The organism is Spirillospora sp. NPDC000708, assembly GCF_040299565.1.
In the GTDB taxonomy this organism is placed as follows: Bacteria; Actinomycetota; Actinomycetes; order Streptosporangiales; family Streptosporangiaceae; genus Spirillospora.
In genome coordinates this window covers 1-14751 of record NZ_JBEPCJ010000006.1, presented here as the reverse complement: position 1 = coordinate 14751, position 14751 = coordinate 1, and the positions used below count along the sequence as shown (strand labels likewise).

Below are 14751 nucleotides of genomic sequence, written 5' to 3'. Positions count from 1 at the left end.
CTCGCATGACGAGCAACGGGGGGAAACAAGTGATCGCGGAGCATTCCGCGATCGTGGCCCGAGGAATGGGTGTCCGCCGCGGGGGGCGGTGGCTCCTGCGCCCGGTGACCTTCGGCGTGACCGAAGGCGTGGTCGGCTTCGCCGGTCCACCTGGTGTCGGTAAATCCACTCTGCTGGCCACGTTCGCGACCTTGCGCCGGCCTAATTCCGGCGTGCTGCACATTCTCGGGCATGACATAGCGAACGCCGCGGACCTGCGGGCCGCGCGGGCCCGGATCGGCTACCTGCCGGCCCGGTTCTCCCGCGCGGAGAGCATGACGGCGGGCGAGTTCGTCGCTTATGCCGCGTACTACAAGCGCACGAGCACCTCAGTGGCACGGTCCATCATGAAGCGGCTGGACCTCACCGAGGCCGCCGGGACGGCGCTGTCGCTGCTGCCGCCGGACGTCCGGCTGCGCGCCGGGCTGGCCGCCGCGTGCGTGCACGGCCCCGACCTGCTGGTGCTGGACGACCCGTTCGGCGACCTGCGGGCCGCCGCCGAACCGTGGCCGACCGGCGCGGCGGGGCCGGGCGGGACCGCGTACTCGGCCGCGATGGCCGAGCTGGTCCCGGTGCTGCGGTCGCTGGCGCCGACCGTCCTGGTCAGCGCGGACGACACCGAGACGCTCACCGGCTGGTGCGACCGGCTGCTCACGCTGGCCCGCGGCCGGCTCAGCGAGCAGCCCACCCATTCCGCGGCGGCCCGCCGGGGCCGCACCGCCGCGGACCGGCGCGTCGCGGCGGACGGCCCGGACGCGGCCCTGCCCGTCACCGACGAGCCCGCCGCCGGGCCCGCCGACCACCCGGCCGGGGCCGGCCTCGGCACGGAGCCCGGCCACTCCGCCCCGCTGGACCTCGCCGTGCGCGAGCCGGACGCGGCGGGGCACGTCCCGAAGGAGCGCGCCCGGGACAGGACGGGCCGGAAGCGGCGCGGCGCGGTGCGGAGGCGGCCGGCGCGGCTCGCACTGCCGCACGTCAGCCTGCGGCCCGCCGCACTGCGCCCCGCCGCGCTGGGCACGACGGCCCTGCGCACGACGGCCCTGCGCACGACGGCCAGGCGCACGAGAGCCCTGCGCGCCACGGCCCGCCGCACCACGGCCCTGAGCGGCGCGGCGCTGCGGCAGGTGCCGCTCCCGGTGCCGAGGCTGCGGTCGAGGCGGGCGGCCGCGGGGAGCGGCGCCGGTGTCTGACCTCGGTCGGGTGCTCCGGCTGGACGCCCGCCGCTCGGCGCTGCTGGTCGCGGTGCCGATCCTCTCCGCGGTCGGGACGGCGGCGGCGGGCCCGCCGCTGCTGCCCTCGGTCGCGTACTGGGACAACTCCGTCGTCGCGCTGCTCGACGCGGTGCGGTTCCTCGGCCCGGCCGCGGCCGGGCTGGCCGCGTGGACGGCCGTGCGGGAGCGCCCGCTCGACTACCTGCGCGACCTGACGGCGCGCTCGCCCGCCACGGGCGCCCTGCTCGACCTGCTGCTGCTCTCCGCGGCGGCGCTCGCGTCCTACCTGGTGGTGGCCGCGCTGGTGGTCGCGGTCACGCTGCTCCGCCAGGAGGCCGGGCACCCGCATCCCCTCGGCGTGGTGGCCGGAGCGGGCGCGCTGGTGCTGCACGTCGCGGTCGGCTACCTGGCCGGACGGGTCGTCCCGCACCGGGCGACGGCGGCCGTGGTGCTCGCCGTGACGGCGCTGTGGGCCGCCCTCCGCGTGCCGGGGACGTCGTGGCTGAGCCTGCTCCCCCCTGCGGCGTTCAACCGCATCCCCCTGTTCACCACGCTGCGCGCGTGCGTGCTCGGCTACCAGGTGCTGTGGGCGTCGGGGCTGACCGCCGTGCTCGTCCTCGGGTACGTGCTGTGGGCGACGCGGCGGCTGCTGCTCGTCCTGCCGCTGGCCCTGGCGCTGGCGGCGACCGGCGGCGCGACGCTCGGGCTGCGCGACGCCGGCGGGACCGTGGCGCCCGCGCCCGCGGAACGGGTGTGCCGGGAGTGGCCGCTGACCGTCTGCGTGCATCCGGCGCTGCGCGCGGCGCTGCCCTCGCTGATGACGGCCGTGACGCCGCTCGCGGCGCGGCTGCGCGGCACGCCGGGCGCGTTCACCCGCGTTGAGCAGCTTCCGGGCTGGGCGCCCGCCGGGGTCGCGAACGGCGTCGCCGGCATCCACCTGGACGAGAACCTGTCGCCCGGCTACCAGGAGCGGGCCGTCCGCCAGATCAGGGACGGCCTGCTCGACGCAGGCGCGTGCGCGGTCATCGGACGGCCGGGCGGCTACGGCTCGCTGGTGGACGCGTGGCTGCTCGGCGAGCAGCCGCCGGCGATCCGCGACGCGGGGGCGGCGCGGCGGTTCGGCTCATGGGGCGACGACCGGCGGCGCGCCTGGCTGCGCCGCCATTTCGCCGGCTACCGGTCGTGCGCGCTGGGTCCGGCGGACTTCCGGCCGGCGCCCCGGCGCGTCCACCGGAGCACGGGGCGGGTGGTGCGGGACGCCCACCGGCCCGTGCCGATGCGCCCGCGGGAGCTGGGTCACGCGCAGTCCCCCGCGTGACCGCGGCGGAACCCCCATCCCGACCGCGGCCACGCGGAAGTCGTGGTCAGGCCCGTCCGGCGGTCTGCGGCTCGGGACGGGCGGCGGCCGCGGGCTTGGCCCAGTGCCGCTCGACGAAGAACGGCGCGACGGGCAGCACCGCGGCGATGAGCGCGAGGACGGTGCGCTTGAGGCCCCAGCCGAGCTTCTCGCCGGCGGCGTAGGCCAGCCCGACGTAGGCGAGGAACAGGATGCCGTGGATGGGCCCCATCACCTGGACGGCCACCGGCAGGTCCGCGCCGTACTTCAGCGGCATGGCGACCAGGAGCAGCACCAGGAAGGAGGTCGCCTCGGCGATGGAGACGACACGGAACGCGCGCACGATGTCCACGAACCCCTCAACGCCTCGCCGCCGTTCCAGGTTTCCCTTGTTCCTATGGCCCTGCTCACACGCGCCGACCGGCCCTCCGGCCCGCGGCGATGCGGCGACCGCGCGCGTCGCCCGTTGAAGGAAGGCGCTCCAGCGCCTGACGCCACGGGCAATGCAGACAATAGGGTGTCCGCGTGGACTGGAGCCTGCTGACCTGTGCGCGCAAGGGGCACATCACCTACGCCCCCGACGAGCGGCCGCTGCGCGAGCGGCTGGTGGTGTCGTCGCCCGTCGGCGACGCGTGGCGGTGCCTGCGCTGCGGCGCGTACGTGCACGGCGACCCGCACGGCTCGGGCCCGGCCGACGAGGCGCCGCTGGTGAAGCGCGGCAAGGAGCTGCGCGACGCCTTCATCATGCGGTTCTTCGCGGTGGAGCGGCTGATCCGCGGGCTGATCGTGGCGGTCGCCGCGTACGGGGTGTGGCGGTTCGCGCAGAGCCGCGGCTCCATCCAGGAGGTCTTCGAGAAGGAGATCCCGCTGCTGCGGCCGATCGCGAAGCAGTTCGGCTGGGACCTGGACCACTCCAAGATCGTCACCTCGATCCGGCACGTGTTCGGGCTGGAGGAGCGGACGCTGCGCTGGCTCGCGATCGGGCTGCTGGTGTACGCGGCGATCGAGATCATCGAGGCCGTCGGGCTGTGGCTGCTGCAGCGGTGGGGCGAGTACTTCGCGGTCGTCGCGACCTGCTTCGGCCTGCCGGTCGAGATCTACGAGCTGTCCGAGAAGGTGACCGTGCTGCGGATCGGCGCGCTGGCCATCAATATCGGTCTGATCGTCTACATCATCGTCACCAAACGGCTGTTCGGCGTGCGCGGCGGCCGGGCCGCCCACGAGGCGCATCTGCGCAGCGAGTCGCTGATGGAGGTGGAGCACGCGGCGACCGATCCGGACGTCGCGCGGCCGTCGCACCCCGCCACGGGATGACCGGGAAGAGGTGAGGGGGCGATAAGTCCGGGAATGTGGGTGACATGCCGAAGAACGACGCGGCCCGCGAGCCCGCCCCCCAGCGCGTGCGACCCGTCCCCCGGCGCGGTCTCCTCACCCCCTTGGTGCTCATCGCGGCGACCATCGCGGTCGTCCTCGTCGTGCAGCAGGCGGTGCACGGCCTGCCGCACTGGCTGAACCCGTTCCACGAGGAGACCAAGGACCGCAGCGGCCCGGTGCTGCTGCAGTCGATCCGCGACCTGAACCGGTACGAGGCCGCCAGCGGTAACTTCCAGGTCGTCGTCGACCTGGAGAAGGACGCCAAGTTCCTGCCGTCGTCGCTGCGCGGCAAGCGGACCCTGTTCGTGGGCAACGGCTCCGTCGACGCCTACGTGGACTTCTCGCGGATCGCCACCGGCGCGGTGAAGGTGAACTCCGACCGGACGGCGGCGACGATCACGCTGCCGCACGCCCAGCTCGAACCCACCAACCTCGACACCAAGCGCAGCTACGTCTACGCGACCGAGCGCGGCCTGTTCGACCGGTTCGGCGACTTCTTCAGCAGCAACCCCGACAACCAGCAGCAGCTGTACGTGCTGGCGAGCCAGAAGATCCAGGCGGCCGCGCAGCAGAGCCGGCTGGCCGACCAGGCGGACGCCAACACCAAGCGGATGCTGGAGAACATGCTGAGGGCGCTGGGCTTCCGGACGGTCACCGTCCAGCAGCCCAACGCCCAGTAGCCGCCACATCGACCACCGCGCGGGCGCGACCGAAGGTCTGCTGGGCGAACGAGCCGGAGGCGAAGTTCTCCAGCAGGTCGCGGAGCGACTTAGCGCCCGCCCGTAGGCCGGTCGGGGCCGAGCCGCTAGGCGAGGCCCTGAGCCGGAACGCGAATCAATAGAGCGTCGCCCTGGCCGCCGCCGCCGCACAGGCCGGCGGCGCCGACGCCGCCGCCGCGCCGCTTCAGCTCGTAGGCGAGGTGCAGCACGATGCGGGCGCCGGACATGCCGACCGGGTGGCCGAGCGCGATGGCGCCGCCGTTGACGTTGACCTTCTCGGGGCCGACGCCGAGGTCGCGCATGGACTGGATGCCGACCGACGCGAACGCCTCGTTGATCTCGATGAGGTCGAGGTCGTCGACGGTCAGGCCCTCCTTGCCGAGGGCGTGCTTGATGGCGTTGGACGGCTGCGACTGCAGCGAGTTGTCCGGGCCGGCGACGTTGCCGTGCGCGCCGATCTCGGCGAGCCAGGTGAGGCCGAGCTCCTCGGCCTTCGCCTTGGACATCACCACGACGGCGGCGGCGCCGTCGGAGATCTGCGAGGACGAGCCGGCGGTGATCGTCCCGTCCTTGCTGAACGCGGGGCGCAGCCGCGCGAGCGACTCGGCCGTGGTGTCGGCGCGCACGCCCTCGTCCTTGGCGAACACGATCGGGTCGCCCTTGCGCTGCGGGATCTCGATCGGGGCGATCTCGTCGTCGAAGACGCCGTTCTTGATGGCCGCGGCGGCGCGCTGGTGGGAGCGGGCGGAGAACTCGTCCTGCTCCTCGCGGCCGATGCCGAGCCTGGCGTTGTGGTGCTCGGTGGACTCGCCCATCGCGATGCCGTCGAACGCGTCGGTCAGCGCGTCGTAGGCCATGTGGTCGAGGACCTCGATCGAGCCGTACTTGTAGCCGGCGCGCGACTTGGGCAGCAGGTGCGGCGCCTGCGTCATCGACTCCATGCCGCCGGCGACGACGATGTCGAACTCGCCGGCCCGGATGAGCTGGTCGGCGAGCGCGATCGCGTCGAGCCCGGAGAGGCAGACCTTGTTGATCGTGAGGGACGGGACGCTCATCGGGATGCCGGCCTTGACCGCCGCCTGCCGGGACGGGATCTGCCCGGCGCCGGCCTGCAGGACCTGCCCGAGGATCACGTACTCCACCTGGTCGCCGGCCACGCCGGCCCGCTCCAGCGCCGCCTTGATCGCGTGGGCGCCGAGGTCGGCGGCGGAGAAGTCCTTCAGCGCGCCCTGCAGGCGCCCCACGGGGGTGCGCGCTCCGGCGACGATCACGGACGTGGCGGTCATGTGGGGGCCTCCAGGAGGGTGCTGCGGCGACGTTTGCCACCATACCCAGGGAAGCGTCGCTCGCTTCCGTTCGCCCCCGTTCGGCCGTCCGTAGGGAGAAACGTCCATGCTGACCCGTATCGACCACATCGGTATCGCCTGTCACGACCTGGAGGCCACCGTCGAGTTCTACAAGGCGACCTACGGCTTCACCGACGCGCACTTCGAGGTGAACGAGGAGCAGGGCGTGCGGGAGTGCATGCTCAAGATCAACGAGACCGGCGACGGCGCGGCCAGCTACCTGCAGCTCATCGAGCCGATCAGGGACGACTCGGCGGTGGCCAAGTGGCTCGCGAAGAACGGCGAGGGCGTCCACCACATCGCGTTCGGCACCGACCAGGCCGTCGCGGACGAGGCGGCGGACATCGCCGGGAAGGGCGTCCGGGTGCTGTACGACGCGCCGAGGAACGGTTCCATGGGTTCCTTGATCAACTTTTTGCACCCGAAGGACTGCCATGGCGTGCTGACCGAGCTGGTCCAGAAGGCGTAGCCGGCGGGCGCGGGGGGCGCGAGGCCCGGCGGGACGGGGCGCGGCGCGCGCGTTGGCGCGGTCTCGCGCGCGCGCCGCGCGAGCGCGATCGGATCGTGACGTGTTCGATATCACCCGGCGGGCCCGTGGGGTGCAAGACCGCCGCTCTGTGAGCATTCGGACACATCTGGTGCATTTGCGACCCCCGTACCTGGGCACCTGGGGCACGGGACACGGTAACCGCAAACTGGGACAAACCACGCAGCGCGTCAAGATGAGCCCCCAACACGGCAGTGTCCGGAGTACGCTTCATCCACCGGAAGAGGTCTGGGGCACCGCGCCCGTTGACGGCGGCCGTCCATGCCAGGCGATCAACCGGTCCCCGGAACCACCCGTAGCCCCGTCACATCAGGATTGAGCCCTATGCAGTCCGACATCGACGCCCAGCTCAGCAACTTCTTCGAGGACACGCCCCCGCGCGATTTCGACGTGGTGCTCCGTGGCTACGACCGGCACCAGGTCGACGAGCACATCAAACAGCTCGAGAACGAGGGCCGGCAGGCACGCGAGCAGTCCCAGGCCCTCCAGCGGGAGCTGTCGGACGCCCATCGCCAGCTGCAGGAGCAGGAACGGCCCACCTACTCCGGCCTCGGCGCCCGCATCGAGCAGCTGCTGCGGCTCGCCGAGGAGCAGGCGACCGAGCTCGTCCAGGCCGCCCGGTCCGAGGCCAACGAGATCAAGGCCGCCGCGAAGGTCGACGCCGCCGAGCAGCGCGCCACCGCCGAGAACGACGCCGCCGAGCTGCGCGCCACCGCCCAGCGCGAGGGCGACGACATGCGGCAGGCCGCCGAGCGCGAGGCCGAGGAGGTGCGCACCTCCGCCCGCCGCGAGGCCGACGAGCTGACCTCCACGACCGAGCGCGAGGTCGCCAAGCTGCGCGCCACCGCCGACCACGAGGTCGCCGAGAAGCGCGCCGGCGCCGAGCGCGAGATCGCCAAGCTGCGCACCACGACCGAGCGCGAGGTCGCCCAGCTGCGCGCGTCCACCAAGCGCGAGCGCGACGAGATCCTCACGACCGCCAAGCGGCAGGCCGACGAGATGCGCGCGCAGGCCCAGCGCATCCTGGAGGAGAGCGAGGCGCAGCGGGCGCAGGCCGAGGCCGAGTTCGAGATCCAGCTGGCCGCCCGCCGCGAGGAGGCCGACCGGCAGGACGCCGAGCGGCACGCCGCCGCGCAGGCCGCCACCCAGAAGCTGGTCGCCGAGGCCGAGCAGCGCGCCGCGTCCGCCGAGCAGCGCGCCGCCAAGGCCACCCAGCAGGCCGAGCAGACCCGGCGCGAGGCCGACTCGCACGCCAAGCAGCTCATGGCCAACGCGCGCAAGAACTCCGACAACGTCATCGCCGAGGCCAAGTCGCAGGCCGAGCAGCTGCTCGCCGAGACCAAGGCCGAGGCCGACCGCGTCCGCACCGCCGCGCAGCGCCAGGTCGACGAGCTGACCCGGCAGCGCGACAGCATCACGAGCCACCTCAACCAGCTGCGCCAGCTCATCGGCGGCGTCGCCCCGGCGATGGGCGGCGGCGGCGAGCCCGAGCTGGCCGCGCCGCCGGAGAAGGCCGCCATCCCGGCCGCCGAGCCGAAGCCGGCCCCGGCGCAGCAGGCGCAGCCGAAGCCGCAGCAGGCCGCCCAGCCCGCCGGCAAGGCCGCGCCCGCCAAGCAGGCCCCGCAGGGCAAGAAGTCCGACGAGGACGACGAGGACTGGTGGCAGGAGTGACCCTCCGGGCCGGCTGACGGCCCGGAGGAGCGACGGAGAGCCTGGAGGCGGAAACGTCTCCGGGCTTTCCGTCGTCTACCCCCGTAACGCGTGGTCGGCGGCCCTCCGTCCGGACCCGTGAACGACGACGGCAGGACGGCGAAGGAGAGCGGCGTGCCCGACGACACCCCCAGCGAGGACAAGCCGGAGGCGGCGCCCGGGAAGGCGGCCACCGGCACCGCCGGCAAGGTCCCCGCGCCCGCACCCCCGGCCGACACCGCGGACGACGCGAATGACACGGACGGCGGCACGGACGGCGGCACGGACGGCGGCACGGAACGCGCGAGCGGCGACGACGACGGCGACGAGGGCAGCAGCGGTGCGGGCGGCGGCGAGACCGCCGGGGCGCCCAGCGGTGCCCTCGACACGGAGGCCGCCGACCAGGAACCCGCCTACGAGCTCGACCCGGCCACCGGCGGCCCGCGGACGCGCCCGGCTCCGGCGGACGAGCCGGCGGAGCAGCAGGCGCCCGAGCCCGGCGCGCCGGACCCCGCCCACGACGTGGAGCAGCGCCGCCGCGAGGCCGGCGTGAACCCGCTGTTCCCGTTCGGCCGCCCCGGCCAGCCGCTCGGCCGCGCCCACCCGTTCGTGTTCGGGTTCACCGCCGCGCTCGGCGTGATCACCGCGTGGATGCTGGTGAAGGCCGCGACGAACGCCAAGTCGGTGCTCGTGATGATCGTGGTCGCGATGTTCCTCGCGGTCGGCCTGAACCCGGCGGTGGAGCGGCTGCGCCGGTTCGGGCTGCCGCGCGGCGCCGCGGTCGGGGCGGTGTTCCTGATCGTGATCCTGTTCTTCGCCGGGTTCGTCGCGTCGCTCGTCCAGCCCGTCACCGAGCAGGTCACCGAGCTGCGGCACAGCATCCCCGACTTCGTCGACCAGCTGCAGAACAACAAGACGCTGGCCGACTGGGACAAGCGCTACGGGCTGCTCAAGCGCGCGGAGAAGGCCGTCAACAGCCCGGGCTTCCAGAACGGGCTCACCGACACCGCGACCGGCATCGGCAAGGTCGCGATCAACGGCGTCTTCCAGACGATCACGATCCTGATCCTGACGCTCTACTTCATGAGCTCGCTGCCGCAGATCAAGACGTTCTTCTACCAGCTCGCGCCGCGCACCCGCCGGGCCCGCGTCGCGCTGCTGGGCGACGAGATCCTCGACCGGATCGGCGGGTACGTCGCCGGCCAGTTCACGATCGCGTTCATCGCGGGGCTGTGCTCGTACATCTTCCTGTCGATCCTCGGGGTGAAGTACGCGCTGGCGCTCGCGCTGATCGTCGCGGTGACCGACCTCGTCCCGCTCATCGGCGCGACGATCGGCGCGGTGATCGTCTGCCTGGTCGCGTTCCTGACCGGGACGACCACCGACCTCATCGTCTGCGTGGCGTTCTACGTGATCTACCAGCAGGTCGAGAACTACCTGGTGTACCCGAGGGTGATGAAGCGGACGGTCGACGTCCAGCCCGCGGTGACGATCGTCGCGGCGCTGGTCGGCGCGGCGCTGCTCGGCGTCGTCGGCGCGCTGCTGGCGATCCCGACCGCGGCGGCGATCTCGCTGCTGATCCGCGAGGTGGTCCTGCCGAGGCAGGAGACGCTCTGAGCCGTTCCGGCGGCCCCGCCCGCGTCAGCGGGTGGTGCGGGCCAGCGCCGCGGCGAACTCGGCGACGGCCTGGTTGAACAGGTCGGGCTGCTCGACCGCGCACAGGTGCCCGGCGCGCGGGATGACGAGCAGCTCGGCGTTCGGCAGGGCGTCGGCCATGGCGCGCGCCTCGTCCTCGGTGGCGAGCGTGTCCTCGTCGCCGACCATCACCAGCGCGGGCACCTTGAGGCCGCGCAGCGTCTCGAACGACTCGGGACGTCCGGCCATGGCGCGCAGCGCCCACGCGGCGGCGGGCGGGGGCGTCGCCTGGACGAGCCCGCGGACGCGCCCGTAGACGAGGGCGCGCTGCCGGTAGGTGGTCGGCCCGACGAGACCGGGCAGCACCTCGTCCAGCAGGACCTGGACGGTGCCGTCGCCGTCGATCGCCTCGGCCTGCCGCAGCCGGTTCTCGCGGACGGCGGCGGTGTCGGCGGCGGCGCGCGTCGAGGCGAGGACGACGCCGAGCACGAGGTCGGGGTGGCGGCGGCACAGCGCCATCGCGACGTACCCGCCCATGGACAGCCCGCCGACGACGGCGCGCTGGAGGCCGAGCCGGCGGAACAGGTGCGCGACGTCGTCGGCCATCAGGTCGACGGACGGGTCGTCGGCGCCGAGCCGCGAGCCGCCGAACCCGCGCAGGTCCGGGGTGACGACGCGGAACCGGTTCGCGAGGCCCTGCCGCTGCTCGAGCCACATCGCCGAGGAGAGCGGGAAGGCGTGCAGCAGGACGAGCGGTGTCCCCGTCCCGACGTCCCTGGCGTACAGCTGCACGGTCATCCGGTTCCCTCACGTCCGCGAAACGCCGCCGCGTTCACGCGGCGGTCGGACAATCGTTACCCGCTATCGGGGGTGGTGGGACGGGAGTGGCCGCGATCGGCCGTGCGCGTTTATCTGTCCGGTTCGTCCCATTCTGTGGGAAGTGGGTACGCGTCCGGTGCGACGTGCCGGACGATCTCGTTCAGCACGGTCCGGACGTACGGCTCCCCCACCCACAGGTGCTTGGCGTTGTCCACGCCGATCACCTCCGCCTGCGGCGCGCGCGCGAACCGTTCCCGCGCCTCCGCCGGGCGCAGGTAGTCGTCGAACTCCGGGACGAGCGCGACGAGCGGCCGCCCGTCGGCGCCCCACGCGTCCAGGTCGGCGTCCCCGGCCCGCTTCAGCGGCGGCGACAGCAGGATCGCGCCCTCGACCAGCGGGTCCAGCCCCCAGCGCAGCGCCAGCTCGGTGCCGAACGACCAGCCGAGCAGCCACGGCCGCGGCAGGTCGTGGTACTCGGTGTACTCCAGCGCCGCCGCGACGTCGAACCGCTCTGTCTCGCCCTCGCCGAACTCGCCCTCGCTGGTGCCGCGCGCCGACGTCGTCCCGCGCGTGTTGAACCGCAGGACGGCGAGGCCGGCGAGCGCGGGCAGCCGGTAGGACGCCTTGCGGAGCACGTGGCTGTCCATCATGCCCTCGGCGGTCGGCAGCGGGTGCAGGCAGACCAGGGTCGCGACCGGCGGCCGGTCCGGCGGCAGCGCCAGCTCCCCGACGAGCCGCAGCCCGTCGGAGGTGTGCAGGGTGATCTCCTCGCGCCGCGCCGGAAGCACCGTCGCCGCCCTGATCTCCGCCATCGACTCCCTCACTCGCTGGTGCCGTGCCCACGTAACGCCGTGCTCGTTGATGCCGTGCATCGTTTATGCCGTGCCCGGTGACGCCGCGCCTAGTAGCGCGGCGCGTTCCTGCTCCGCTGGACGCGCGGCGCCCGGCGGGCCCGCGCCTCCCAGCACGGGCGGTGCCAGTGCCGCCGGTCGTCGGCGCCGCCCCGCTCGCCCGACGGCCACGCGACGACGTGCGGGACGCCCGGCGGGATCTCCTGGTCGCAGCCCGGGCACCGGTACGCCTTCACCGCGGCCGCCCTCGCGATCGACCGGACGATCCACTCGCCGTCCGGCCCCTCCTCCGTCCGCTGCGCCCAGCCGCCGCCCTGCGGCGGCTTCCCGGACACGGCACGGCGGTTCTTGCGGGGGCTCATGCCACCAGGATATGAGCCCGCGCGGGCCGCCGGTCGCCGGCCGTGGGCGCCCGGCGGCCGCGCTCCGGGCCCGGCGGGTCAGCGGATCGGCACGCCCGCGGTGACGTGCTCGGTGAGGAGCGGGACGGGCGCGAGCGCCGGCTCGCGCGTCTCGGCGTGCAGGGCGCGCAGCACGGCGACGGCGCGGTCGATCCCGAGGCGGTCGAGGTCGGCGATCGGGCCGGTCGGGTAGCCGCAGCCGAGCGTCATCGCGGCGTCGATCGCGTCCGCGTCGGCGTAGCCCGCGCCGAGCATCGCGGCGGCGTCGTTGAGGTACGGGAAGCGCAGCGCGTCCACGATGAAGCCGGCGCGGGCGCGGCAGCGGACGACGGTGAGGCCGAGCCGCCCGGCCAGCTCCGCGGCGCGGTCGGCGACGCCGGGACCGGTCGCGACGGTCTCCGCGATCTCGGCGAGCGCGCCCGTCCCCTCCGCGGCGAGCAGAGCGGGAAGGTGCAGGCCGACGACGTCGGCGGGACGTCCGGACGCCATCGCCGCCTCGGCCACCGGGACCGTCGCGGACGTGACGGCGAGGACCGCACCGGGCTTGGCGGCCTGCGCCGCGGCCGCGAGCAGTTCGCGGCCCGCGCCGGCGTCGCCGGACGCCTCGACGATCAGATCGCAGTCCGCGAGGTCGGCGGTGGCGCCGCGGACCTGCGCGCCCGCGCGGTCGCAGAGCGCGGCGAACGCGTCGGCGAGGGCACCGGTGCCGAGGACGCCGACGACGGGCGCGGGACCCTCCGCCGGCGCGGGCGCCTCGGCCTTCGGCGCGCCGTGGTCGTAGAAGCCGCGGCCCGTCTTGCGGCCGAGCAGCCCGGCGGTGACCAGCTCGCGCAGCAGCGGCGACGGCGCGTGCCGCCGGTCGCGGGTCTCGGCGTGGATCGCCTCCAGCACCTCCAGGCAGGTGTCGAGGCCGATCAGGTCCATCAGGGTGAACGGGCCCATCGGCAGGCCGGCGCCCGCCGTCATCGCGGTGTCGATGTCGTCGCGCGTCGCGTGCCCGGACTCCAGCATCCCGGCGGCCTGGTTGAGGTAGCCGAACAGCAGCCGGTTCGCGACGAACCCGGCGCGGTCGCCGATGGTGACCGGGGTCTTGCCGAGGTCCTTCACCAGCGCGGCGACGCGGTCCACGGCCTCCGGCTCGGTGAGCACCGTGCGGATGACCTCGACCAGCTTCATGACCGGCGCCGGGTTGAAGAAGTGCACCCCGACGATCTTGGTGGGCCGCTCCGTGGTGACGGCGATGTCGGTGACCGACAGCGAGGAGGTGTTGGTGGCCAGCACCGCGTCGGCGCGGCACACCCCGTCCAGCGTCGCGAACACCTTGCGCTTCAGGTCGAGGCGCTCCGGCACCGCCTCGATGACCAGGTCGCAGTCGCCGAGGTCGGCGAAGTCCGTGGACAGCGTCACCCGGCCGAGGATCTCGCGCTGCGCGTCCTCGGTGAGCCTGCCGCGCTTCACCGCGCGCCCCGTCGACTTCTCCAGGTGGCCGCGGCCGCGCTCCAGCGCGTCCTGGTTCACCTCGATGCCGACGACCGCCAGGCCGCCGCGCGCCAGCACCTCGGCGATGCCCGCGCCCATGGTGCCCAGTCCGACGACCCCGACCCTGCTGAACGAACCACCAGTCATGCACGGCAGTCTCCCAGAGCGCTCGGCCCGCCCGGATGCCGGGTACGACCGGGACGTGCGCTTCGGAATCTTCCTGCTCGCCGCCCGCTACCCCGGTCAGGACGACGCCGCCGCCCTGGCCCGCACGGTCGAGGCCGCCGTCGCGGCGGAACGCGCCGGATTCGACGACGTGTGGCTGGCCGAGCACCATTTCATGTCCTACGGCGTCATCCCGTCGGCGACGCTGATGGCGGGCCACGTTCTGGCCATGACCCGCCGCGTCCACGTCGGCACCGCGGTCAGCGTCCTGTCCGACCAGCATCCCGTGGCGCTCGCGGAACAGGCGGCGATGCTGTCGCTGCTCTCCCGCGGGCGTTTCCGGCTGGGCGTCGGACGCGGCGGCCCGTGGCGCGATCTGGAGGTCTTCGGAACGGGGCTCCGCCGCTACGAGGAAGGGTTCGCCGAATCGCTCGACCTGCTGCTCGCCTGGCTGCGCTCGGAACGGCTCGGGTGGCGGGGCGAGCATTTCTCGTTCCGCGAAGTCCCGGTCGTGCCGAGAACGGACGTCCCGCCGCCGGTCTCCGTCGCGTGCACCTCTCCCGCCACCGAGGCGATCGCCGCGGAACGCGGCCTGCCGATGCTCCTCGGAATGCACGTCGGCGACGAGGAGAAGGCCGCCGCCGTCGCCCGCCATGGCGTCCCGGACGCGCCGCACATCTCCGTCCACCTCGCGCAGGTCGCCGGCACGCGGGACGAGGCCGTCCGGACGCTCCTCGACGAGATGCCGCGCTGGCTCGGCCCCGGCCTGGACGGATACGTGCCCGTCGACGACCGGCCCCGCCCGTCCCGCGACCCCGTCGCCTACACCCGGCGCCTGTGCGACCTGCACCCCGTGGGCTCCCCCGACGACTGCGCCGCCGCCTTGGCCGCGACCGCCGAGCGGACCGGGATCCGGCACCTCGTCCTGCTGGTCGAGGCCGCCGGATCGCACCGCGCGACGCTTGAGAACATCGCCCGGCTCGGCGCGCAGGTCCTCCCGAGAACGCGCGCGGCGCTCTCCTGACCGGCCGCCGGCTCCTTATACGCGGACGCGCCGCCCTAGGGGAAGGGGGGCGGGTGCCCGGCACCCCCGAGGCGAACCGGCCGCGGATTAAGCGCACGATTAAGCCGCCGCCGCGT

General features: G+C 74.0%; 14 protein-coding genes. 8 read left to right on the top strand and 6 right to left on the bottom strand.

What is annotated here, in order from left to right:
• The first annotated feature begins 5 nt into the window (after positions 1 to 5).
• Complete coding sequence (locus tag ABT299_RS06695) at positions 6 to 1229, top strand: ATP-binding cassette domain-containing protein (RefSeq protein ID WP_500250047.1); 1224 nt, start codon at positions 6 to 8, stop codon at positions 1227 to 1229.
• Positions 1222 to 2568: a hypothetical protein gene (locus tag ABT299_RS06690; protein WP_190861931.1), complete on the top strand. Its 1347-nt coding sequence runs from the start codon at positions 1222 to 1224 to the stop codon at positions 2566 to 2568. The genes ABT299_RS06695 and ABT299_RS06690 overlap by 8 nt, the downstream gene beginning before the upstream one ends.
• A 46-nt stretch (positions 2569 to 2614) precedes the next feature.
• On the opposite strand, the gene ABT299_RS06685 is transcribed toward ABT299_RS06690, so the two are convergent.
• Positions 2615 to 2938, bottom strand: a complete 324-nt coding sequence (locus ABT299_RS06685) for a DUF3817 domain-containing protein (protein WP_190861933.1) — start codon at positions 2936 to 2938, stop codon at positions 2615 to 2617.
• A 173-nt stretch (positions 2939 to 3111) separates the two neighbouring features.
• Between ABT299_RS06685 and ABT299_RS06680 the strand changes: the two genes are divergently transcribed.
• Positions 3112 to 3900, top strand: coding sequence for a DUF2127 domain-containing protein (locus tag ABT299_RS06680; protein ID WP_190861936.1), 789 nt, complete (start codon positions 3112 to 3114; stop codon positions 3898 to 3900).
• Positions 3901 to 3944: 44 nt separating this feature from the next.
• Positions 3945 to 4640, top strand: a complete 696-nt coding sequence (locus ABT299_RS06675) for a DUF4230 domain-containing protein (protein ID WP_500250046.1) — start codon at positions 3945 to 3947, stop codon at positions 4638 to 4640.
• Positions 4641 to 4765: 125 nt separating this feature from the next.
• Here the strand turns inward: ABT299_RS06675 and ABT299_RS06670 are convergent, their stop codons facing one another.
• Positions 4766 to 5965, bottom strand: a complete 1200-nt coding sequence (locus tag ABT299_RS06670) for an acetyl-CoA C-acetyltransferase (RefSeq protein WP_500250045.1) — start codon at positions 5963 to 5965, stop codon at positions 4766 to 4768.
• 106 nt (positions 5966 to 6071) lie between these two features.
• Here ABT299_RS06670 and mce point away from each other — a divergent pair, with 106 nt between their 5' ends.
• From mce to ABT299_RS06655, 3 genes are all read left to right on the top strand, one after another.
• Positions 6072 to 6494, top strand: coding sequence for a methylmalonyl-CoA epimerase (gene mce, locus ABT299_RS06665; RefSeq protein WP_190861942.1), 423 nt, complete (start codon positions 6072 to 6074; stop codon positions 6492 to 6494).
• Positions 6495 to 6896: 402 nt separating this feature from the next.
• Positions 6897 to 8243 carry a DivIVA domain-containing protein gene (locus ABT299_RS06660; RefSeq protein WP_190861944.1) on the top strand — a complete coding sequence of 449 codons (1347 nt, stop codon included), beginning with the start codon at positions 6897 to 6899 and terminating at the stop codon, positions 8241 to 8243.
• 153 nt (positions 8244 to 8396) lie between these two features.
• A complete protein-coding gene (locus ABT299_RS06655) occupies positions 8397 to 9878 on the top strand; it encodes an AI-2E family transporter (protein WP_500250044.1) in 1482 nt (493 codons plus the stop codon).
• A 24-nt stretch (positions 9879 to 9902) separates the two neighbouring features.
• Here the strand turns inward: ABT299_RS06655 and ABT299_RS06650 are convergent, their stop codons facing one another.
• The 4 genes from ABT299_RS06650 to ABT299_RS06635 all read right to left on the bottom strand — a co-directional run bounded on the left by ABT299_RS06650 (position 9903) and on the right by ABT299_RS06635 (position 13593).
• Complete coding sequence (locus ABT299_RS06650) at positions 9903 to 10694, bottom strand: alpha/beta fold hydrolase (RefSeq protein WP_387026729.1); 792 nt, start codon at positions 10692 to 10694, stop codon at positions 9903 to 9905.
• A 110-nt stretch (positions 10695 to 10804) separates the two neighbouring features.
• The gene (locus ABT299_RS06645; RefSeq protein ID WP_190861950.1) at positions 10805 to 11527 is read right to left on the bottom strand and encodes an alpha/beta hydrolase; all 723 of its coding nucleotides are present in this window, start codon (positions 11525 to 11527) and stop codon (positions 10805 to 10807) included.
• Positions 11528 to 11616: 89 nt separating this feature from the next.
• Positions 11617 to 11928 (bottom strand): Rv1322 family protein, encoded by a 312-nt coding sequence (locus ABT299_RS06640; RefSeq protein ID WP_500250043.1) that lies wholly within the window; start codon positions 11926 to 11928, stop codon positions 11617 to 11619.
• A 78-nt stretch (positions 11929 to 12006) separates the two neighbouring features.
• On the bottom strand, positions 12007 to 13593 hold the full coding sequence (locus tag ABT299_RS06635) for a 3-hydroxyacyl-CoA dehydrogenase family protein (RefSeq protein WP_500250042.1): 1587 nt from the start codon (positions 13591 to 13593) through the stop codon (positions 12007 to 12009).
• Positions 13594 to 13648: 55 nt separating this feature from the next.
• Here ABT299_RS06635 and ABT299_RS06630 point away from each other — a divergent pair, with 55 nt between their 5' ends.
• The gene (locus ABT299_RS06630; RefSeq protein WP_500250041.1) at positions 13649 to 14635 is read left to right on the top strand and encodes an LLM class flavin-dependent oxidoreductase; all 987 of its coding nucleotides are present in this window, start codon (positions 13649 to 13651) and stop codon (positions 14633 to 14635) included.
• The last annotated feature ends 116 nt before the right edge of the window (positions 14636 to 14751 follow it).

What these genes read in the sequence shown, in the direction of transcription:
- ABT299_RS06660 (WP_190861944.1), top strand. Translation starts at nt 6,897, where the DNA reads ATGCAGTCCGACATCGACGCCCAGCTCAGCAACTTCTTCGAGGACACG.
- ABT299_RS06645 (WP_190861950.1), bottom strand. Translation starts at nt 11,527, where the DNA reads ATGGCGGAGATCAGGGCGGCGACGGTGCTTCCGGCGCGGCGCGAGGAG.
- ABT299_RS06675 (WP_500250046.1), top strand. Translation starts at nt 3,945, where the DNA reads ATGCCGAAGAACGACGCGGCCCGCGAGCCCGCCCCCCAGCGCGTGCGA.
- mce (WP_190861942.1), top strand. Translation starts at nt 6,072, where the DNA reads ATGCTGACCCGTATCGACCACATCGGTATCGCCTGTCACGACCTGGAG.
- ABT299_RS06650 (WP_387026729.1), bottom strand. Translation starts at nt 10,694, where the DNA reads ATGACCGTGCAGCTGTACGCCAGGGACGTCGGGACGGGGACACCGCTC.
- ABT299_RS06695 (WP_500250047.1), top strand. Translation starts at nt 6, where the DNA reads ATGACGAGCAACGGGGGGAAACAAGTGATCGCGGAGCATTCCGCGATC.
- ABT299_RS06640 (WP_500250043.1), bottom strand. Translation starts at nt 11,928, where the DNA reads ATGAGCCCCCGCAAGAACCGCCGTGCCGTGTCCGGGAAGCCGCCGCAG.
- ABT299_RS06670 (WP_500250045.1), bottom strand. Translation starts at nt 5,965, where the DNA reads ATGACCGCCACGTCCGTGATCGTCGCCGGAGCGCGCACCCCCGTGGGG.
- ABT299_RS06635 (WP_500250042.1), bottom strand. Translation starts at nt 13,593, where the DNA reads ATGACTGGTGGTTCGTTCAGCAGGGTCGGGGTCGTCGGACTGGGCACC.